This window comes from Mycolicibacter longobardus, from assembly GCF_002102265.1.
GTDB classification, from domain to species: Bacteria; Actinomycetota; Actinomycetes; order Mycobacteriales; family Mycobacteriaceae; genus Mycobacterium; species Mycobacterium longobardum.
On record NZ_LQPG01000007.1, the window covers coordinates 38,879 to 58,044 of the forward strand.

Annotated in this window: 19 protein-coding genes; 7 read left to right on the plus strand and 12 right to left on the minus strand. The window is 68.8% G+C overall.

Features of this window, described 5'->3' with window-relative positions; translation table 11 throughout:
- Positions 1-32 precede the first annotated feature (32 nt).
- Together AWC16_RS01065 and AWC16_RS01070 are read right to left on the minus strand one after the other, a co-directional pair.
- Entirely contained in the window at positions 33-1,628 is a 1,596-nt protein-coding gene (locus AWC16_RS01065) for a DNA polymerase Y family protein (protein ID WP_085262988.1), read from the minus strand.
- Positions 1,629-1,634: 6 nt separating this feature from the next.
- The gene (locus tag AWC16_RS01070) at positions 1,635-2,339 is read right to left on the minus strand and encodes a hypothetical protein (protein WP_085262989.1); all 705 of its coding nucleotides are present in this window, start codon (positions 2,337-2,339) and stop codon (positions 1,635-1,637) included.
- Between the two features lie 205 nt (positions 2,340-2,544).
- On the opposite strand from AWC16_RS01070, the gene AWC16_RS01075 reads away from it, so the two are divergent.
- Together AWC16_RS01075 and AWC16_RS01080 are read left to right on the plus strand one after the other, a co-directional pair.
- The gene (locus AWC16_RS01075) at positions 2,545-3,399 is read left to right on the plus strand and encodes an oxygenase MpaB family protein (protein WP_085262990.1); all 855 of its coding nucleotides are present in this window, start codon (positions 2,545-2,547) and stop codon (positions 3,397-3,399) included.
- On the plus strand, positions 3,377-3,979 hold the full coding sequence (locus AWC16_RS01080; protein ID WP_085262991.1) for a TetR/AcrR family transcriptional regulator: 603 nt from the start codon (positions 3,377-3,379) through the stop codon (positions 3,977-3,979). The genes AWC16_RS01075 and AWC16_RS01080 overlap by 23 nt, the downstream gene beginning before the upstream one ends.
- A gap of 4 nt (positions 3,980-3,983) precedes the next feature.
- Here AWC16_RS01080 and guaA read toward each other — a convergent pair whose 3' ends face one another.
- Positions 3,984-5,537, minus strand: a complete 1,554-nt coding sequence (guaA, locus tag AWC16_RS01085) for a glutamine-hydrolyzing GMP synthase (protein ID WP_085262992.1) — start codon at positions 5,535-5,537, stop codon at positions 3,984-3,986.
- A gap of 47 nt (positions 5,538-5,584) precedes the next feature.
- Between guaA and AWC16_RS01090 the strand changes: the two genes are divergently transcribed.
- Positions 5,585-6,364: a beta-phosphoglucomutase family hydrolase gene (locus tag AWC16_RS01090; RefSeq protein WP_085262993.1), complete on the plus strand. Its 780-nt coding sequence runs from the start codon at positions 5,585-5,587 to the stop codon at positions 6,362-6,364.
- Positions 6,365-6,374: 10 nt separating this feature from the next.
- Positions 6,375-8,735: a glycoside hydrolase family 65 protein gene (locus AWC16_RS01095; RefSeq protein WP_085262994.1), complete on the plus strand. Its 2,361-nt coding sequence runs from the start codon at positions 6,375-6,377 to the stop codon at positions 8,733-8,735.
- 11 nt (positions 8,736-8,746) lie between these two features.
- Here the strand turns inward: AWC16_RS01095 and AWC16_RS01100 are convergent, their stop codons facing one another.
- The 3 genes from AWC16_RS01100 to guaB all read right to left on the minus strand — a co-directional run bounded on the left by AWC16_RS01100 (position 8,747) and on the right by guaB (position 13,363).
- A complete protein-coding gene (locus AWC16_RS01100) occupies positions 8,747-10,507 on the minus strand; it encodes a GMC oxidoreductase (RefSeq protein ID WP_085262995.1) in 1,761 nt (586 codons plus the stop codon).
- 119 nt (positions 10,508-10,626) lie between these two features.
- Positions 10,627-11,775: a GuaB3 family IMP dehydrogenase-related protein gene (locus tag AWC16_RS01105; protein ID WP_085262996.1), complete on the minus strand. Its 1,149-nt coding sequence runs from the start codon at positions 11,773-11,775 to the stop codon at positions 10,627-10,629.
- A 121-nt stretch (positions 11,776-11,896) separates the two neighbouring features.
- Positions 11,897-13,363 (minus strand): IMP dehydrogenase, encoded by a 1,467-nt coding sequence (guaB, locus tag AWC16_RS01110; RefSeq protein ID WP_207572236.1) that lies wholly within the window; start codon positions 13,361-13,363, stop codon positions 11,897-11,899.
- Between the two features lie 263 nt (positions 13,364-13,626).
- On the opposite strand from guaB, the gene AWC16_RS01115 reads away from it, so the two are divergent.
- Entirely contained in the window at positions 13,627-14,031 is a 405-nt protein-coding gene (locus tag AWC16_RS01115) for a DUF5319 domain-containing protein (protein WP_024440345.1), read from the plus strand.
- Here AWC16_RS01115 and AWC16_RS01120 read toward each other — a convergent pair whose 3' ends face one another.
- Positions 14,032-14,856 (minus strand): hypothetical protein, encoded by an 825-nt coding sequence (locus tag AWC16_RS01120; RefSeq protein WP_085262998.1) that lies wholly within the window; start codon positions 14,854-14,856, stop codon positions 14,032-14,034. It lies immediately after the preceding gene.
- Positions 14,857-15,112: 256 nt separating this feature from the next.
- On the opposite strand from AWC16_RS01120, the gene AWC16_RS01125 reads away from it, so the two are divergent.
- Together AWC16_RS01125 and AWC16_RS01130 are read left to right on the plus strand one after the other, a co-directional pair.
- The gene (locus AWC16_RS01125) at positions 15,113-15,403 is read left to right on the plus strand and encodes a WhiB family transcriptional regulator (protein ID WP_085262999.1); all 291 of its coding nucleotides are present in this window, start codon (positions 15,113-15,115) and stop codon (positions 15,401-15,403) included.
- Positions 15,404-15,587: 184 nt separating this feature from the next.
- Entirely contained in the window at positions 15,588-15,899 is a 312-nt protein-coding gene (locus AWC16_RS01130; RefSeq protein ID WP_085263000.1) for a DUF732 domain-containing protein, read from the plus strand.
- 24 nt (positions 15,900-15,923) lie between these two features.
- Here the strand turns inward: AWC16_RS01130 and AWC16_RS01135 are convergent, their stop codons facing one another.
- The 5 genes from AWC16_RS01135 to AWC16_RS01155 all read right to left on the minus strand — a co-directional run bounded on the left by AWC16_RS01135 (position 15,924) and on the right by AWC16_RS01155 (position 19,102).
- On the minus strand, positions 15,924-16,202 hold the full coding sequence (locus AWC16_RS01135) for a hypothetical protein (RefSeq protein ID WP_085263001.1): 279 nt from the start codon (positions 16,200-16,202) through the stop codon (positions 15,924-15,926).
- A 9-nt stretch (positions 16,203-16,211) separates the two neighbouring features.
- Positions 16,212-16,511, minus strand: coding sequence for a GlsB/YeaQ/YmgE family stress response membrane protein (locus AWC16_RS01140; RefSeq protein WP_085263002.1), 300 nt, complete (start codon positions 16,509-16,511; stop codon positions 16,212-16,214).
- A gap of 112 nt (positions 16,512-16,623) precedes the next feature.
- Positions 16,624-17,505 carry an NAD(P)-dependent oxidoreductase gene (locus AWC16_RS01145; RefSeq protein WP_085263003.1) on the minus strand — a complete coding sequence of 294 codons (882 nt, stop codon included), beginning with the start codon at positions 17,503-17,505 and terminating at the stop codon, positions 16,624-16,626.
- Positions 17,502-17,882: a carboxymuconolactone decarboxylase family protein gene (locus tag AWC16_RS01150; RefSeq protein WP_085263004.1), complete on the minus strand. Its 381-nt coding sequence runs from the start codon at positions 17,880-17,882 to the stop codon at positions 17,502-17,504. The genes AWC16_RS01145 and AWC16_RS01150 overlap by 4 nt, the downstream gene beginning before the upstream one ends.
- Positions 17,883-18,001: 119 nt before the next feature.
- Positions 18,002-19,102, minus strand: a complete 1,101-nt coding sequence (locus tag AWC16_RS01155; RefSeq protein WP_085263005.1) for a ferritin-like domain-containing protein — start codon at positions 19,100-19,102, stop codon at positions 18,002-18,004.
- Positions 19,103-19,166 lie beyond the last annotated feature (64 nt).

A 19,166-nucleotide genomic window follows, 5' to 3' on the forward strand; every position in this document is an offset into this window, starting at 1 on the left:
GGCGGGCCAGGCCGGGCCGGGCAGCCCCGGACTCACTCGTACACCCCCTCCAGATACCACCGCCGCAGGCGGTAGCACAGCAGCAGCGCCTGCCCGGGCGCTGCGCTGCCCGGTGACTCCTCCAGCAGTGCCTGGACCCGGGCGGTGCGCCCCGACCCCGGCCCCTCCCGCTGCGGATCCCACCACCGCTCGTCGACCGGCCAGGGCCCGGCCCACCAGCGCAGCCGGTCGTCACGGCCCCGGGCGACCAGCCATGCCGGGTCGGCGGAGAACAGCCCCCGGCCGGTCACCCGGATCGGGTTGCGTTCGACGTCAAGCAGTTCCACCGGGTCGTCGAGCAGTACCGCCGGCGACGGCTCGGGCAGCCGGCCGGGCCACGGCTGGCGAGGGTCGGCCATCGGCACCGGCTCATCCCCCAGCGGCGTCAAGGTGATGCGCTCCGCGGGGCCGCGGCCGCCGGACAGCACCGGCACCTGCACCGCTTCGAGGCCGAGGAGGCCCTGCACCCGCACCAGGGCGCGGCGGGCACGCAACCGGTCCTCCTCGCCGAGGCCGCCCCACAGCGGCAGCTGCAGTGCCTCGGTCGCCGACAGCACCTCCACCGGCTCCAGCCGCAGCAGCGTCACCGGGCCGGTGGGCCGATCCCGGGTGACGCGGCTGTTCAGCCAGCCGTCAAGTTGCCAGCGCACCCGGTCGGCGGTGGCGTCCTCGGTCAACGGCTCCGCGCACCGCCACACCCGGGTCAGCTCTTCCCCGGTCTCGGTGACGGCGTGAATGGCCAGCCGGGTGCACCCCACCCCGGCGGCCATCAACGTCCGGTGCAGCACACCGGCCAGCGAACGGCCGGCGAACGCCGCGGCATCGACCCGGTCGATCGGCGGATCGCAGTGCAGCACGGCCTCGAGGTCCGGTGTCGGTTCCCGCCCGAACGGCCCGCGTTCCGGCTCGGCGCGGGCGAACCGGTGCGCGGTGAGCGCATCGGGGCCGAACCGCGATGTGACATCGGGGCGCGGCAGCGCGGCGAACTGTCCGATGGTCCGAATACCCAAGCGCCACAACAGGTCGACCAGGCCGTCGCGCCCGGGGCCGGACAGGCTGGGCTCGGCGGCCAGCTGCCGGATCGACAGGGCCGACAGGAACCGGGCATCTCCCCGGGGCGGCACCACAGCGCCGGCGCGGGCGGCGAGCACCGCGGTGGAGAGCCCGTCGGCGATCCCGACCTGGCATTCGACGTCGGCCGCGGCCACCGCGTCGACCAGGCGTTCGGCGGCCTGCTCCTCAGAACCGAAGGCCCGCACCGCACCGCGCACCGAGACCACCAGCAGTCCGGGCCGCAACACCTCGGCGGCCGGTATCAGGTCGTCGACCGCGGCGAGGACCGGTTCGAACAACCGGGCGTCGCGGTCGGTGTCGGCGGCCACCACATGCAGTGTCGGACAGCGGGCGGCCGCTTCCCGGCGCCGCAGCCCGCGCCGCACCCCCGCCGCGCGGGCGCCCGCCGAGCAGGCGATCACCCGGTTGGCCAGGGTGACCGCAACCGGCGCGGTGGCCGGCAGCCCCGCTGCGGCTGCCGCGGCGACTGCAGGCCAGTCCATGCACCAGAGCGCCAGTACTCGGGAGTCGGCCATGACCGGCTATCCGGCCCTGGCCCGCCCGGCGGCACGCCCGGCAGCCCGCACTTCGAGTCGCACCGCACCGATCCGCCCGAACCCCGGAACGGTCGCGCAGCCTGTCGTCTCATAACCACTCACCCGGGCGTCCAGCCGCAGCGCCGCACCCTGCCAGTCACCGCCGGAGACCAGCAGGGTGCATCCCCGGTGGCGGGCCCGGGCCAGCACCACCCGGGTGCGTGCCGACGGCACGCAGCGCCCACCCAGGCCGAGCACCACCAGATCCAGGCCGTCCATCAGCACCGCGGCCACCTCCACCGGATCATTGCCGGGGTCGGGGATCACCGCGAGCCGGCTCAGGTCGGCGCCCATCTCCGCGGCGGCCAGCAGCCCGATGTCCGGCTGGCCGACGATGGCCGCGTTACCGCCGGCCGCCGTCACCGCGGCCACCATGCCCAGCATCAGCGACCGGGCTCCCGACAGCACCGCCACCGCGCCCCGCGGCAATCCGGCGGGCAGCACCCCGGCCAGCATGGGCGGGACCGGCAGCACGGCCTCGAAAACCGGCGCGGCCGAGGCGGCCGGAGCTCCCGGAACCGCGCTGAGCTCCTGCCTGGCGCCGCCCACCTTCCCGGCCACCGCAGCCATCTGGCGCCGTAGTTGGTTCAGCTGTTCAGTGCGATTTTCAGGGACGTCACGACGTTGCCCCAAGCTCACCGCCGCCGTCATACCCGCCTCCGAAAAGCTAAGCAAAACTCGAATCCGAATCGAAAATATGTTCGATTGACCCGAGTGAACACTCCCCCACCGACAAACGTCAAGCCGGATCCACCGACAGCGCATCAACGGCCCCGCAGGTCACATCCGCACCGCCACAGGGCCATCTGCCACCCGCCGATTGGTACACAGTGCAAAATATGTAACACTGTTTCTCATGACCCAATCCGTGGAGGCAGATGCGGCTACCGATGCGCTACCGCTGGGGCCGCAGTCCCTGGTGTGGCGCTACTTCGGTGACAACCGGATGTATTTGATCGGGCCACGACCGGCGGTGCTGCAGAACATGCTCGCCGAGCTGGGCCAGGGCGTGCTCGATCACTCGGTGTTCTTCACCGACACCGCCGCCCGCGTCAAACGCTCGCTGCCGCCGATCTTCATGACCGTCTACGGCGCCGAGTCCGACAATCCCGGCCAGCAGGTGCGCGACTTCCACCGCAACATCAAGGGTCAGATGCCCGACGGAAATCGGTATCACGCCCTGGATCCCGAAACCTACTTCTGGGCGCACGCCACCTTCGTCGAGCAGGTGCTGTACTTCGCCGACACCTTCGTCAAGCGCCTGAGCGCCGAAGACAAAGAGCAGATCTACCTCGAATCCAAGACCTGGTATCGCCGCTACGGGGTCAGCGACCGGGCGATGCCGGCCGACTACGCCGAGTTCGAGCGGTACTGGAACCAGATGCTGGACAAGGTCCTCGTCGATCACCCGACCGCCAAGTACGGCGTCGGGTATGTCACCAAGGGCTTCCCCTGCCCCAAAGGGGTGCCACCGAAGCTGTGGCGGCTGGTTGCCATGGTGTTCGATCCGCTCGCGGCGTTCCTCACCACCGGCGGTATGCCGCCGAGCACCCGCGACCTGTTGGGGCTGCCGTGGAGTGATCGACAGGAGCGGCGCTATCAGCGGTTCGCCGCACTCTGCCGGTCGCGGCCGGTCAACTGGGTGTGGGACCATTTGCCGATGCGACTGCGTTACAACAAATTCGCCTATGCCGGCTACACCCGGGGCTGACCCGGCGACCATCGCCATCCTCGACGCCGCGGTTGCCGAGTTCGAGCAGCACGGCTTCCGGCGAGTGGCGCTGGACGACGTGGCCCGCCGTGCCCGGGTCAGCCGCACCACCATCTACCGCCGGTTCGCCGGCCGCGACGAGCTGGTCGCCGCGGTCATCGACCGGGAGAATGCCGCACTGTTCGCCGACATCGCTGCCGAGCTGAAAAACTCTGGCCCACAGTCGAATTACTACGTCGAGGCGTTCACCTCGGCGATCATGCAGTTCCGTCGTCACCGGGTGCTGAACCGGATGATCACCGACGAGCCGGCACTGGCGCTGGAGCTCGCCCAGCATCACTACGGCGCGATCGTGGACCGGATGTCCGACGCGCTGCAGGTGATCTTCCCGGCCGGGTTCGCCGAACGCATCGGCCCAACGGTGGTCACCGAGCTGGCCGACACCATCCTGCGGTACGCGGCGATGGCGCTGTTGTTGCCGACGCGCGAACCGCTGGATTCCACCGAGGACGTCCGCACGTTCGCGACCGTGCATTTTCTGCCCAGCCTTCCCGCGGCGCTCCGCGCAGTGCCGGTGTAGCGGGCTACTCCCACTCGATAGTGCCGGGCGGCTTGCTGGTGACGTCCAGCACCACGCGGTTGACCTCGGACACCTCGTTGGTGATCCGGGTGGAGATGCGCTCCAGCACCTCGTAGGGCACCCGGGTCCAGTCGGCGGTCATGGCGTCCTCACTGGACACCGGCCGCAGCACGATCGGATGCCCGTAGGTGCGGCCGTCGCCCTGCACCCCGACCGAACGGACATCGGCCAGCAGCACCACCGGGCACTGCCAGATCTGGTGGTCCAGACTCGCGGCGGTCAATTCCTCGCGGGCTATCGCGTCGGCCGCCCGCAATGTGGCCAGCCGCTCCGCGGTGACCTCGCCGACGATCCGGATCCCCAGCCCGGGACCCGGGAACGGTTGGCGCGCAACGATCTCCTCCGGCAGTCCCAACTCGCGTCCCACCGCGCGCACCTCGTCTTTGAACAGCAGCCGCAGCGGCTCGACGAGGCTGAACTTCAGATCGTCGGGCAGCCCGCCGACGTTGTGGTGGCTCTTGATGTTCGCGGTGCCGGCACCCCCGCCGGATTCCACCACGTCGGGATACAGCGTGCCCTGCACCAGGAACTCGACATCGTGATCTCCCAAGGTGTCTCGCACCGCACCCTCGAAGGCCCGAATGAACTGCCGCCCGATGATCTTTCGCTTGCCCTCGGGATCGGACACCCCGGCCAGCGCGTCGAGGAACACGCCCGCGGCGTCCACGGTGACCAGGTTCGCGCCGGTGGCGGCGACGAAGTCGTTCTGCACCTGCTCACGCTCCCCGGCGCGCAACAGCCCGTGGTCGACGAACACACACGTCAGCCGGTCACCGATGGCACGCTGCACCAGCGCCGCGGCCACCGCGGAGTCCACTCCGCCGGACAGTCCGCAGATGGCATGACCGTCGCCGATCTGTTCGCGCACCCGGTCGATCAGCGCGTCGGCGATATTGGCCGGGGTCCACTGCGCGTCGATACCCGCGAACTCGTGCAGGAACCGGCTGAGCACCCGCTGCCCGTACGGGGTGTGGATCACCTCGGGGTGATACTGCACCCCGGCCAGCCGGCGGGCGCGGTTCTCGAACGCGGCCACCGGCGCACCCGCGGTCTGGGCCACCACCGTGAACCCGTCCGGTGCGATGGTCACCGCGTCGCCGTGGCTCATCCACACCGGCTGAGTGCCCGGAAGGCCCGAATGGAGTTCCCCGCCGGTCACTTTCAGCTCGGTGCGGCCGTACTCACTGGTGCCGGTGCGCTCGACGACGCCGCCGAGTGCGGCCGCCATGGCCTGGAAGCCGTAACAGATGCCGAACACCGGAACCTCGAGGTCGAACAGCGCCGGATCGAGCCGGGGGGCGCCGTCGGCGTAGACGCTGGCCGGGCCCCCGGACAGCACGATCGCCCGCGGGTCGCGGGCCTTGATATCTTCGACTGTCGCGGTGTGCGGAACGACCTCGGAGAACACCCGCGCCTCGCGGACCCGGCGGGCGATCAGTTGGGCGTACTGCGCGCCGAAGTCGATGACCAACACGGGGCGAGACGATGGTGACGACACCGCAAAGAGTGTAGTGGTGGCAAAACTGCGCCGATCCGACGGCGGGCATGGTGAAGTGGACACCAGCCGGAAGGAGACCCGCTGTGTCCGAGCTGCTCGGCCTGCCCGGATCGGTGCGTGCCTGCCTGTTCGACCTCGACGGTGTGCTAACCGACACCGCCAGCGCGCACACCCGGGCCTGGAAGTCCATGTTCGACGCGTATCTGTCGGCGCGGGCCGAACGCACCGGCGGGCCGTTCGTGCCGTTCGACCCGGTGGATGACTACCTGCGCTTCGTCGACGGCCGGAAACGCGACGACGGGGTGCGCACCTTCCTGGCCAGCCGTGAGATCGTGCTGCCCGACGGCCTCGACGACGACCCGCCCGATGCCGAAACCGTGCACGGCCTGGGCAACCGCAAGAACGCGGCGTTCCACGCGACGCTGCAGGCCGACGGGGTGGACGTGTTCGAGGGGTCGCGACGCTACCTGGCGGCGGTCACCGCGGCGGGCCTGGCCACCGCGGTGGTGTCGGCCAGCGCCAACGCCGGCGAGGTACTGGCGATCACCGGCCTGGAGAAATTCATTCAGCAGCGTGTCGACGGCGTGACGCTGCGCACCGAACACATCGCCGGCAAACCGGCACCGGATTCGTTCCTGCGGGCGGCGCAGCTGCTCGGCGTCGCCCCCGCCGCCGCCGCGGTGTTCGAGGACGCGCTCGCAGGCGTGGCGGCCGGGCGGGCCGGTGGGTTCGGTTTCGTGGTGGGTGTCGACCGGGTGGGTCAGGCCGAAGACCTGCGCAGCCACGGCGCCGACGTCGTCGTCACCGATCTGGAGGAACTGTTGTGAAAGCGAGCCGATGATCTCAGAGGACTACTTTCCGATCGAGCCGTGGCAGATCCGTGAGCCCCGGCTCGACCTGAATCTGCTCGGACAGACCGAAGCCCTGTTCACCCTGTCCAACGGGCACATCGGCTTACGCGGCAACCTCGACGAGGGCGAGCCCTACAACCTGCCCGGCACCTACCTGAACTCGTTCTACGAGGTACGGCCGCTGCCCTACGCCGAAGCCGGATACGGCTATCCGCAGGCCGGGCAGACCGTCGTCGACGTGACCAACGGCAAGATCATCCGGCTGATGGTCGACGACGAGCCGTTCGACGTCCGCTACGGCGAGCTCATCGACCACGAACGCATCCTCGACATGCGGGCGGGCACCCTGACCCGCCGCGTGCACTGGCGCTCCCCGGCCGGCAAGCAGGTCAAGGTGCACTCCACCCGGCTGGTGTCACTGGCGCAGCGCAGCGTCGCGGCGATCGAATACGTCGTCGAGGCGATCGACGAATTCGTGCGCGTGACAGTGCAATCCGAGCTGGTGGCCAACGAGGATCAACCGACGACCAGCGGCGACCCCCGAGTCGCGGCGATCCTGGACAACCCGCTGGAAGCCGTCGAGCGCGAGCGCACCGACTCCGGCGCGGTGCTGGTGCACCGCACCCGGGCCAGCGGACTGATGATGGCCGCGGCCATGCATCACGAGATCGAGGTCCCGGGCCGGGTCCAGGTCAACACGATGGCCATCCCCGACGTGGCGGCGACCACCGTGGTGTGCGGCCTGCGTCCGGGGCAGAAGCTGCGGATCGTCAAGTATCTGGCCTACGGCTGGTCCAGTGAGCGGTCCCGGCCCGCGTTGCGCGACCAGGCGATCGCAGCGCTGACCGGTGCCCGCTACAGCGGCTGGCAGGGGCTGCTCGACTCCCAGCGGTCCTACCTGGATGAGTTCTGGGACGGCGCCGACGTCGAGGTCGACGGTGACCCGGACTGCCAGCAGGCGGTCCGCTTCGCGCTGTTCCACCTCCTGCAGGCCAGCGCGCGCGCCGAACGCCGGGCGATACCCAGCAAGGGGCTGACCGGCACCGGGTATGACGGCCATACCTTTTGGGACAGTGAGAGTTTCATACTTCCGGTACTGATCTACACGGCTCCGGATGCGGCGGCCGACGCGCTGCGGTGGCGGGCGACGACGATCGATCTGGCCCGCGAGCGGGCCGCCGAACTCGGGCTGGCCGGAGCGGCGTTCCCGTGGCGGACGATCCGGGGCCAGGAGTGCTCCGGGTATTGGCCGGCGGGTACCGCCGCCTGGCACATCAACGCCGACATCGCGGCGGCGTTCGAGCAGTACCGGATCGTCACCGGGGACGACTCGCTGGAGACCGAGTGCGGGCTGACGGTGCTGGTCGAGACCGCCCGGCTGTGGCGGTCGCTGGGTCACCACGACCGGCACGGCGTGTGGCACCTGTCCGGGGTGACCGGCCCCGACGAGTACACCGCGATCGTCCGGGACAACGTGTTCACCAATCTGATGGCCGCCCACAATCTGCGCACCGCCGCCGAAGCGTGCGCCCGCCACCCCGATGCCGCCCACGAGTTGGGGGTCACCACCGAGGAGATGGCGGGCTGGCGGGATGCCGCCGACGCCGCACACATCCCCTATGACGAAGAGCTGGGCGTACATCCGCAGTGCGAGGGCTTCACCTCCGCCGCGGAGTGGGACTTCGACGGGCGCACCACCTATCCGTTGCTGCTCAACGAGCCCTACGTGCGGTTGTACCCGGCCCAGGTGGTCAAGCAGGCCGACGTCCTGCTGGCCATGCACTGGCGCAGTCACGCGTTCACCCCCGAGCAGAAGGCCCGCAACGTCGACTACTACGAGCGGCGCACGGTGCGGGACTCGTCACTGTCGGCGTGCACCCAGGCGGTGATGTGCGCCGAGGTGGGACACCTGGAGCTGGCCCACGACTACACCTACGAAACGGCGTTCGTCGACCTGCGCGATCTGCACGACAACACCCGCGAGGGACTGCACCTGGCGGCGCTGGCCGGGACCTGGCTGTCCCTGGTGGCCGGGTTCGGCGGCCTGCGTGACGACGACGGCGTGCTGATGCTGAACCCGGCCCTGCCAGACGGGATCTCCCGCCTTCGATTCCGGTTGCGCTGGAAGGGGTTCCGCGTGACGGTCAATGTCACCGACACCGAGGTCACCTACATCCTGCGCGACGGCCCAGACGGCCGGCTGACGATCAACCATGCCGGTGAGGAACTCGAGTTGACCACCCAGTCACCCACGACGGTGCCGGCGCGCCGCCGTGACCCACTGCTGCCACCACCGCAGCAGCCGCCCGGCCGCGCGCCGAGCCATCGGCGGGAGGTCGGCCGGTAGCGCCTGCCGGATCAGCCCGCGGAGCCGACCGAGTCGGCGGGTTTCCAGCGCAGTGTGCCGACGGCGCGATCCGGCACCACCGGGTTCTTCGGCGCGATCGGGTCCAGCCGCCGATAGGCCTCGTTCTGGGCCGGCCGCAGATCGGTCTCACCCTTGTTGGGCCACAGTGACGCGGCGCGCTCGGCCTGCGCGGTGATCGACAGCGACGGGTTGACGCCGAGGTTCGCCGACACCGCCGCGCCGTCCATCACCGCCAGTGTCGGGTAGCCGTACACCCGCTGGTAGGGATCGATGACGCCGTGCTCGGGACTGTCCCCGATCGCCGCACCGCCCAGGAAGTGCGCGGTCAGGGGGATGTTGAACAGCTCCCCCCAAGTGCCGCCGGCCACCCCGTCGATCTTGGCGGCGATGCGGCGGGTGACGTCGTTGCCGACCGGGATCCAGCTCGGGTTGGGCTCGCCGTGCCCCTGCTTGCTGGAGTAGCGGCGGATGCCCAGCTTGCCGCGTTTGGTGAAGGTGGTGATCGAGTTGTCCAGATGCTGCATGACCAGCGCGATGACGGTGCGCTCGCTCCAGTGCCGCGGGTTCAGCAGCCGCAGGATGTGGCGGGGGTCTTCGCGGGCCTGGTCCAGCAACTGGCGCCACCGCGGGGTGTCGGTCCCCTGCGGACCGGCGCCGTCGGTCATCAGGGTCTGCAGCAGTCCCATGGCGTTGGAGCCCTTGCCGTAGCGGACCGGTTCGACGTGGGTGTCGGAAGTGGGGTGAATCGAGGAGGTGATCGCCACCCCGTGGGTCAGGTTCAGATCCGGATCGACGTTCAATGTCGCCGCACCCACGATGGATTCGGAGTTGGTGCGGGTCAGCACGCCCAGTTTGTCGGACAGCTTGGGCAGCTTGCCCTTGTCGCGCATCTTGAACAGCAGCCGCTGGGTGTTGTAGGTGCCGGCGGCCAGAATCAGATACCGCGCGGTGAAGGTCTTGCGGCCGCGACGCACCCGCAGGCCGGTGCGCACCGTGTGCACCTGCCACAGCCCGTCCCCGCCCTGTTCGAAACCGGTTACGGTTGTCATCGGATGCACCTGTGCGCCAGCGGATTCCGCCAGATACAGGTAGTTCTTCACCAGGGTGTTCTTGGCGCCCCAGCGGCAGCCGGTCATGCACTCGCCGCATTCGAGACAGCCGGTGCGGTTCGGGCCGGCGCCGCCGAAGTACGGGTCGGCCACCGTCTGGCCCGGTGTCTTGGCCCCGCCCTCGCCGAAGAACACCCCGACCGGGGTGGCCACGAATGTGTCACCGACCCCCATCTCGTCGGCGACCTCCTTGACGATGCGGTCCGCGTCGGTGAACGTCGGGTTCTTCACCACCCCGAGCATCCGCTGCGCCTGGTCGTAGTGCGGCATCAGTTCGGCGCGCCAGTCGGTGATGTGGGCCCACTGCTTGTCGGCGAAGAACGGCTCCGGCGGCACATAGAGCGTGTTGGCGTAGTTCAGCGAGCCGCCGCCGACCCCGGCTCCGGCCAACACCATGACGTTGTTGAGCAGGTGGATTCGCTGGATGCCGTAGCAGCCCAGCTTCGGCGCCCACAGGAACTCGCGCAGGTGCCAGGAGTTCTTGGCGAAGTCCTCGTCGTGGTATCGCCGGCCCGCCTCCAAAACGCCTACGCGATACCCCTTCTCGGTCAGTCGCAGCGCACTGACGCTGCCACCGAAACCAGAACCGATGATCAGGACGTCGTAATCGGGCTGGCAGTCAGGCTGGCTGTGCGAATCCATAGCATCACAGTATGGACCTACTCGTCGGTAACCGAGCCGAATAGGCGACCCTAACCACCGGTTTCATGCGGCGGTCCCAGCTTCGCCTCTCCTCCGTCGAGCCTCGCTGAACCACCGGTCTAGGACCCGACGGTCAGCCCGACCTTCTGGAATTCCTTGAGGTCGCAGTAGCCGGCCTTGGCCATCGACCGGCGCAGCCCGCCGACCAGATTCAGCGAACCGAACGGGTCGTCCGAGGGGCCGTCGAGCACCTGCGCCAGGCCGGGGCGCTCCCCGTAGGCGACCTGCATGAGGGCGCCGCGCGGCAGCGACGGGTGGGCCGCCGCCGATGGCCAATACCAGCCGTCCCCCTGCGCCTCGGCCGCGGCGGCCAGCGGTGTGCCCAGCACCACCGCGTCGGCACCGCAGGCGATCGCCTTGGCCAGATCCCCGGAGGTGTGGATGTCGCCGTCGGCGAGCACGTGCACGTAACGGCCGCCGGTCTCATCCAGGTATTCGCGGCGAGCCGCGGCGGCGTCGGCGATCGCGGTGGCCATCGGCACGGAGATGCCCAGCACCTCATCGGAGGTGGTCACCCCGGAGGTGGAGCCGTAGCCGACGATCACCCCGGCCGCTCCGGTGCGCATCAGGTGCAGCGCGGTCCGGTGGTCGATCACCCCGCCGGCGACCACCGGGATGTCCAGCTCGGAGATGAAGGTCTTCAGGTTGAGCGGTTCCCCGGCTCCGTCCCGGTCCACGGCCACCCGCTCGGCGGAGATGATGGTGCCCTGGATGACCAGCAGGTCGACGCCAGCGGCCACCAGCGCCGGTGTCAGCGCCTGGGCGTTCTGCGGGCTCACCCGTACCGCGGTGGTCACGCCGGTCGAGCTGATGCGCGCCACCGCGGCGCCGAGCAGCTCGGGGTCCAACGGCGCGGCGTGCAGCTGCTGCAGCAGCCGGATCGCCGCCGCCGGCTCCGGCTCTTTGGCGGCGGCCTCGGTCACCTGGGCGATCTTGGATTCGACGTCGGCGTGCCGGCCGATCAGCCCCTCGCCGTTGAGCACGCCCAGACCACCGAGCCGGCCCAGCTCGATGGCGAACTCCGGGGAGACCAGCGCGTCGGTGGGGTGGGCCAGCACCGGTATCTCGAACCGGTAGGCGTCGAGCTGCCAGGCCGTCGACACGTCCTTGGAGGAGCGGGTGCGCCGGGACGGCACGATGTTGATGTCGTCGAGCTCATAGGTGCGACGGGCGGTACGGCCCATGCCGATCTCAACCATGTCACGCACTGTGCCGTCTCCTCTTCGCGCAAGCGCTCATCGGCGGGTCAGCCTCGTTTCTATCTCTCCTCGAGACCGACATTTTGCAGCAGAAGTGCGAGAAGCGACCTGCAGAACGTCGGTTTCGGCGTCAACGGACGTAGTAGTTCGGCGCTTCGACCGTCATCGTGATGTCGTGCGGGTGGCTCTCCTTCAAACCCGCTGCGGTGATCCGCACGAACTGCGCCTGCTGCAGCGCCTCGATGGTCGCCGACCCGGTGTAACCCATCGCCGCCCGCAGCCCGCCGGTCAGCTGGTGGATGACCGTGGACAACGGTCCACGGAACGGCACCCGGCCCTCGATGCCCTCGGGCACCAGCTTGTCCTCGGAGAGCGCGTCGTCCTGGAAGTAGCGGTCCTTGGAGTAGGACTTGGCCCCACCCCGGCCCTGCATGGCCCCCAGCGAGCCCATCCCGCGATAGCTCTTGAACTGCTTGCCGTTGACGAAGATCAGCTCGCCGGGAGACTCGGCGGTGCCGGCCAGCAGCGAGCCGAGCATGGTCGTCGACGCGCCGGCGGCCAGGGCCTTGGCGATGTCACCGGAGTACTGCAGCCCGCCGTCGGCGATCACCGGCACTCCGGCCGGTGCGCAGACCGCCACTGCCTCCATGATGGCGGTGATCTGCGGGGCACCCACCCCGGCGACCACCCGGGTGGTGCAGATCGAGCCGGGGCCCACCCCGACCTTCACCGCGTCGGCGCCGGCTTCGACCAGTGCGGCGGCCCCGCTGCGGGTGGCCACGTTTCCGCCCACCACATCGACCCGCTCCCCCACTTCGGCCTTGAGCTTGCCGACCATGTCCAGCACCCCCCGGTTGTGGGCGTGCGCGGTGTCCACGATCAGCACGTCGACTCCGGCGTCGACCAGGGTCATGGCCCGCACCCACGCGTCGTCGCCGACGCCGACCGCGGCCCCGACCAGCAGTCGGCCGTCACTGTCCTTGGTGGCCAGCGGGTGCTGCTCGGTCTTGACGAAGTCCTTGACGGTGATCAGCCCGGTGAGCTTGCCGTGGCCGTCGACGATCGGCAGCTTCTCGATCTTGTGCCGGCGCAGCAGGCCCAGCGCGGCGTCGGCGGAGACGCCCTCCTGCGCGGTGATCAGCGGCGCCTTGGTCATCACCTCGGCGACCGGCTTGTTCTGGTCGACCTCGAAACGCATGTCCCGGTTGGTGATGATGCCAACAAGTTGGCCCAGCGAGTCCACCACCGGCAGTCCGGAGATCCGGAACCGAGCGCACAGGGCGTCCACCTCGGCCAGGGTGTTTTCCGGCGTGCAGGTGACCGGGTCGGTGACCATGCCGGCCTCGGAACGCTTCACGGTCTCGACCTGGCCGGCCTGCTCGGTGACCGGCAGGTTGCGGTGCAACACGCCCATGCCACCGGCACGGGCCATCGCGATCGCCATCCGGGCCTCGGTGACGGTGTCCATCGCGGAGCTGACCAGCGGCACCTTGAGCGCGATGTTGCGGGTCAGCCGACTGGCGGTGTCGGCGGTGGCCGGGACCACGTCGGAGGCTGCCGGAAGCAGCAGGACGTCGTCGAAGGTCAGCCCCAACATGGCGATCTTGGGGGCCTGCCCATCGAACGAGCCACCGGCGTACACCACATCGTCTTGCGGGCCCACGGCACCGGTGGAATAGGACATCGTCGGGGCACTGGCGTCACCAACGGACATTGGAAGCCTCCACTACGCAGCCGGGGTGAGAAGTCCATCCTAATCGCGGCGCGCAGCTGCTTTCGTCCGCCACCACCCTTGGCCGCCGCGCACCCCCTCAGGCTGCCGCTGGCGTTCTGTCCTGACGACTGCGTACCCTGATGGGCGTGCGTGACCACCTGCCACCCGGTTTGCCGCCCGACCCGTTCGCCGACGATCCTCACGACCCGTCTGCCGCGTTGGACGCCGTCGAGCCGGGCCAACCGCTGGATCCGCAGGAACGCACCGCAGTCGAAGCCGATCTCGCCGACCTGGCGGTCTACGAAGCGTTGCTGGCGCACCGGGGGATCCGCGGCCTGGTGGTGTGCTGCGACGACTGCCAACAGGACCACTACCACGACTGGGACATGCTGCGCGCCAACCTGCTGCAGCTGCTCATCGACGGCACCGTCCGCCCGCACGAGCCGGCCTACGACCCGGAGCCGGACAGCTACGTGACCTGGGACTACTGCCGCGGTTACGCGGATGCGTCGCTCAACGGGGCGACCTCGGAGGCCGACGGCTACCGCTGATCAGGGCTGCTGCCAGCTGCCTCCGCGGCGGCGCACCAGCTCGGCTGCGTCGTCACGCACACCGTGCAATTCGGCGATCGTCCGCGCACTGGCTGTGTCGTTCAGGCCGTTCAAATCGATCAACATGCACGCCAGCGCCCACCGCAGCGGAACCAGGCCCAACCGACCGGTCTCCTCGAGCGCGGCGTCGGCAACCGCCCGCGCCCGATCGACGCTGCCGGCGCAGCACAGCGCACCGGCCAACACCACCTGGCTTTTCACCCGGTGGCGCACCATGACGCCATCTCCCAGGCCCGCGAGCTCGCACGCCCGCTCGGCATTGCGCACCGCGGTGGCACCGTCACCGGTGACCATCGCCAGCTCGGCGGTCACCCAGTGCCGGCGGACCGCCAGGCGCGCCGGTGCGGTGGACGGCTCCGGCCCGACTCGGGCCAACAGCGCCGCCGACGCCGCGAAACGCCCGACCCCCAGAGCGTCGGCAGCGAGCCCGACCAGGGCATCGGCACGGGCCTCCGGGTCGACTTCGTGGTCGTTGAAGGCCAGCGCCAGCGCCCGGCCGTCGAAGCCGCGGGCCAGATCGTGCCCGCCGAGCTGGCGCAGGAAGGACGCCCGGGTGCTGTGCGCCAGCGAGGCCAGCGGGGCCGGCGGCGCATCGCGCAGCAGGGCCGCCAGATCGGCGGCGGCGCTGGCGTAGCGCCCCTGACCGCCGGCGGCGACGGCCCGCAGCCACCGCTGCCTGGGGCTTGTCGCGGCGGGCAGCGGCCAGCGGCCGGGTTCACCACCGAAAGCGGCCGCGGCCAAAACCGCGTCTGGGTCCTGGGTCATCGCTGCGCGACACTACGCGTTCACGCGCCGTTCAACCGAATTCACTGCCCGTTTGAACAAGCGTCCACTCTCATGGAATGTCTACTCTTTTAGGCCAGCCTTTCTTAACCGTCGCGAGGGTTTAACTTCAGGCCGTTTAGCTACCGTCCCCACGGCGCCGGATACAGCCGGCGCTGTTTTACGCGCACCACCCAGACACCGCTCGATCGGCCGAATCGGAAGATCCGGCCGATCAAGCGTCTTGAGAGGGGTCCCCATGCCACAGGTTGAGCAGTTGCCCGGCCGCAACGCAGACGTATGGGATTGGCAGCTCCGGGGAGCATGTCGGGGTGTCGACTCGTCGGTGTTCTTCCCGCCCGACGGAGAGCGCGGCCGCGCCCGAGCGCAGCGCGAGCAGAACGCCAAGAAGTGGTGCCACAGCTGCCCGGTGATGGAGCAGTGCCGGGCGCACGCGCTGGCCGTAGGTGAGCCCTATGGCATCTGGGGCGGCATGTCGGAATCCGAGCGGCACGCCGCGCTGCGCTGCAACCTGCGGGCCAGCGGCTGAGTCTTCCCGATTGGGCCGACGGCGTCACATCCGCGGCCCTCGGGCGCACAGGGGCAGCCCCCGGTTATCCGGGGGCTGTTCGCGCTCTATGTCCCCGTTATCCGAACCCCGGGCCAACGGCGCCACTACGCTTCTAATCCGGTAGGCCCGCCGGTCCGGAGGGCCGGAGGAGCAAGGGGGCACCATGAAGAAACAATTTCTGATGGGGACCGTCGCGGCAGGGTTGGCCATCGGGTTCATCGGTGCGCCCACGGCCAGCGCCGATGAGGCAGGGTTCCTCAACGAACTGCGGGCCAACGGGTTCCCCGGTCTGACCGTCGGAGACGCCCAGATGCCCGACGGTGTGGTCGTGGCGAACGGCTGGATGGCCTGCAACAGGCTCCACCTCGGCGAGAAGCCGGAACAGACGCTGGCCCAACTGAACCCGAACGACGTCGACAAGGGCCGCATGCTGCTGAACGCGGCACAGCACAATCTGTGCCCCGACACGCTCTGACGAGAGTCGGCGGCGGCGCCACGGTCAGCCGTGCGGCGCCTCAGATATCTTGCTGTCCGGCTTCCCCAGGGTCTTGCAGTAGGTCAATGCCGACAGCCGGGTTGCCGAGATCTCCAGACTGGCCGGTTCTGCGCCGCTTTGGTCTTTGAGCATCTTGGTGACCTCGTCGTCCTGCTTCTTCTGGTCCTGCTCGACGAAGTCCTTACACCTCGTGTCGCCACCGGTGTTGATCACCTGCGACGCCGAGCACCCGCTGGAAAACAGTACACCCAGCGCAATCGCAACGAACGCAATGCTTTTCATTGTCACACCTCAGGCTTCCCGGCCGAACAGGCGCAGCAGCCAGAGCAGGATGATCGCGCCCAGGACTGCGGTGAACAAGGTGAACCACCAGCCGCCGCTGGCGGTGTCGACGACGAAGCTGAGCAGGAATCCGCCGATCAGCGCACCGACTACACCGACGACGACGTCGGTGAGCAGGCCGTACTTGGTCTTCATGGCCATGCCCGCGATCCAGCCGGCAATACCGCCGATGATGATGTAGCCGAGCCACCCGACACTGGTCAACGTTGTGGAACGGGCCAGGAATTCGGTCGCCGCCACGGGGTCCATAGTGATCTCCTTTATTCAAGACCTTCAGCGCCGTCTGGCTCGACGTCGCGGCGGATCAATACCCGTTCTCGTCGGTTGTTAACCAAACACGCTGCGTGGGTGTCGAGGCGGTTCAGTCCTGCCCTCCCACGGTGACCCCGGAGCTTCGCTCCAAAACTTTGACGATCGAGGTGAAGTCGGAGTCGGCACCCTCATCACGCAAGGTCGATTCCCACATCCCGGCCACCGCGTCGGCCACCTGCCTCGGCAGGCCCAGCGCTTTCGCTTCCTCCAGGTAGAGCCGCACGTCCTTGACCATCAGACCGGTCGCGAATCCGTAGTCGAAGGTGCGGGGCAGCACGGCCTTGGGGAACTTGTCGCGGCTGGCGTGTGTGCCACCCGAGCCGGCGTTGAGCACGTCGAGCATCACCTGCGGGTCCAACCCGGACTTGACTCCCAGCACCATGACTTCGGCGGTCGCGGCCAGTGTCGTGGCCGCCACCAGGTTGTTGATCAATTTCATGGTCTGAGCCGCACCGGGCTTCTCGTCGACGAAGAACAGGCGTCCGAGCTCGCTCAACAGGGCTTGGGCAGCGGCGAACTGCTCGCGCGGTCCCGACACCATGATTGCCAGCGTGCCCTGCTGGGCACCGCTGACGCCGCCGCTGACAGGTGCGTCGAGCGCCGCGATCCCGCGGGTGGACAGCACCCGGTGATTGTGCTGCGCGACATCGCTTCCCACGGTCGACAGGTCGACGAACAGACGGATCTCGGCCCCGCCGGCCACCGCCTCGGCCACCTCCATGGATGCCTGCTGCGACGGCAGACTGGCCAGGACGATCTCGGCGCGATCTGCGACATCCCGCGGTGTCGAGGCGCGCTCTGCACCGAATTCCACTGCGCGATCAAGGGCTTCGCGCCGGGTGTCATAGACGACGAGTTCGTGCCCTGAGGCTGCCAGTCGGCGGGCCATGGGAGATCCCATATGGCCCAGGCCGATGAACCCGACTGTCATCGCTCGTTCTCGTATTCCGCGAACGCCTCACGAGCGATCCGGAAACTGTCCACAGCGGCTGGAACGCCCGCATAGATCGCCACCTGCATGAAGACTTCGCGGATCTCCTCACGCGTGACGCCGTTGGTGAGCGCCCCCTTGACGTGGGTGCGCAGCTCGTTGGGCCGATTGAGCGCCGCGATCATCGCGAGGTTGAGCATGCTGCGGGTCTTACGCGACAATCCGTCGCGACCCCACACCGCACCCCAGCAGTACTCGGTGACGAAGTCCTGGAACGGTTTTGCGAAGTCATCACCACTGCCGGCTTGGGCTACATACGCCTCACCGAGCACAGCCGTGCGGATCTCCCGGCCCTTGTCATAGGTTGCTTGGTCCATGGCTCCACGTTAGCCACCGGAGCCCTTCGGCAGGTGGTAGGCGAAGGACTTCTCTTCGATGAACTGCGGGCCGGACTGAAATTCGCCTCGACGGGGCTATTAGCGCCCAGCCCGTTGGCTTAGCCGGCGCCCGCGGCGATCACCTCGTTGACCTCGACGGCCCGCTCGGCCATCTCGGCATGCGCCTTGTCCAGCGCCTCGGCCTGATCCTCGTCGGCCTTCATCAGCGCCTCGATGTCGAAGCCGGCCATGTCGAGCACACCCATGTCCCGGAAAGCCTTCTGGACCTTGGGACCCCACAACCCGATGTCCTTGACGATCGGCACGATGCGGCTGAACAGATGCGAGCGGAACTGGGTCATCAGCGGCGAGGTTTCGACCCATTCCGCGCACACTTTGACGTCCAGGCCGAGGGTCTCGAAGACCTCCTCGCCGCGGAATCGGTCACGCATCAGATAGCAGGCATCCACCACGAACTCTTCCCGCTCGTCCCGCTCGGCCTCGGTCAGCGCAGAGTAGTAGTCCTTTAACGAGATCCGACCGAAGGCGACATGCCGGGCCTCGTCCTGCATGACGTAGGCCAGCACCTTCTTGGCCAGCGAATCGGGCGCCGACACGTCACGCAGCACCCCGAAGGCGGCCAGGGCGAGCCCTTCGATGAGAACCTGCATGCCGAGATAGGGCATGTCCCAACGGGAGTCGCGCAGAGTGTCGTCCAGCAGCGCAGTCAGGTTCTTGTTGATCGGATAGACCAGGCCGACCTTCTCCTGCAGGAACCGTGAGAACGCTTCGACGTGGCGGGCCTCATCCATGGTCTGGGTGGCCGCGTAGAACTTCGCGTCCAGGTCCGGGACCACCTCGACGATCTTGGCGGCACACACCATTGCGCCCTGCTCTCCGTGCAGGAACTGGGAGAACTGCCAGGCCTGCTGGTGATGGCGCATATCGGCGCGACGTGCCTCGTCGGCGGCGTCCCACATCGGGCTGCCGAACAGCGGATGGAACTCGTCAGGCAGCCCGATCGGGTTCATCGGGTCGACATCTTGTGCCCAGTCGATGCGCGACTGGGCATCCCACTGTTTGTCCTTTCCCTTTTGGTACAGGGACAGCAGGCGGGCGCGCCCGTCGTCGTACTCCCACGTGAACCGCGCGTCGCCGGCACTGGGGACCTCCCATGAGTACGGTGCCGGCACCTCCGTGTACTTGTCTCTGGTGGTCATGAGCTGCCGCCTTTACCGGGTCCGACCTGATGACGTCTATCACGTTGCGCCGTGCGCGGCGGCG

Coding starts and splice junctions, on each gene's coding strand:
- AWC16_RS01120 (WP_085262998.1), bottom strand. CDS start 14,856: ATGACCCAGGACCCAGACGCGGTTTTGGCCGCGGCCGCTTTCGGTGGT.
- AWC16_RS01090 (WP_085262993.1), top strand. CDS start 5,585: ATGGTGAAGTGGACACCAGCCGGAAGGAGACCCGCTGTGTCCGAGCTG.
- AWC16_RS01150 (WP_085263004.1), bottom strand. CDS start 17,882: ATGGACCAAGCAACCTATGACAAGGGCCGGGAGATCCGCACGGCTGTG.
- AWC16_RS01080 (WP_085262991.1), top strand. CDS start 3,377: ATGCCGGCTACACCCGGGGCTGACCCGGCGACCATCGCCATCCTCGAC.
- AWC16_RS01130 (WP_085263000.1), top strand. CDS start 15,588: ATGAAGAAACAATTTCTGATGGGGACCGTCGCGGCAGGGTTGGCCATC.
- AWC16_RS01100 (WP_085262995.1), bottom strand. CDS start 10,507: ATGGATTCGCACAGCCAGCCTGACTGCCAGCCCGATTACGACGTCCTG.
- AWC16_RS01155 (WP_085263005.1), bottom strand. CDS start 19,102: ATGACCACCAGAGACAAGTACACGGAGGTGCCGGCACCGTACTCATGG.
- AWC16_RS01135 (WP_085263001.1), bottom strand. CDS start 16,202: ATGAAAAGCATTGCGTTCGTTGCGATTGCGCTGGGTGTACTGTTTTCC.
- AWC16_RS01065 (WP_085262988.1), bottom strand. CDS start 1,628: ATGGCCGACTCCCGAGTACTGGCGCTCTGGTGCATGGACTGGCCTGCA.
- AWC16_RS01070 (WP_085262989.1), bottom strand. CDS start 2,339: ATGACGGCGGCGGTGAGCTTGGGGCAACGTCGTGACGTCCCTGAAAAT.
- AWC16_RS01140 (WP_085263002.1), bottom strand. CDS start 16,511: ATGGACCCCGTGGCGGCGACCGAATTCCTGGCCCGTTCCACAACGTTG.
- AWC16_RS01145 (WP_085263003.1), bottom strand. CDS start 17,505: ATGACAGTCGGGTTCATCGGCCTGGGCCATATGGGATCTCCCATGGCC.
- AWC16_RS01125 (WP_085262999.1), top strand. CDS start 15,113: ATGCCACAGGTTGAGCAGTTGCCCGGCCGCAACGCAGACGTATGGGAT.
- AWC16_RS01095 (WP_085262994.1), top strand. CDS start 6,375: ATGATCTCAGAGGACTACTTTCCGATCGAGCCGTGGCAGATCCGTGAG.
- AWC16_RS01075 (WP_085262990.1), top strand. CDS start 2,545: ATGACCCAATCCGTGGAGGCAGATGCGGCTACCGATGCGCTACCGCTG.
- guaB (WP_207572236.1), bottom strand. CDS start 13,363: ATGTTGGGGCTGACCTTCGACGACGTCCTGCTGCTTCCGGCAGCCTCC.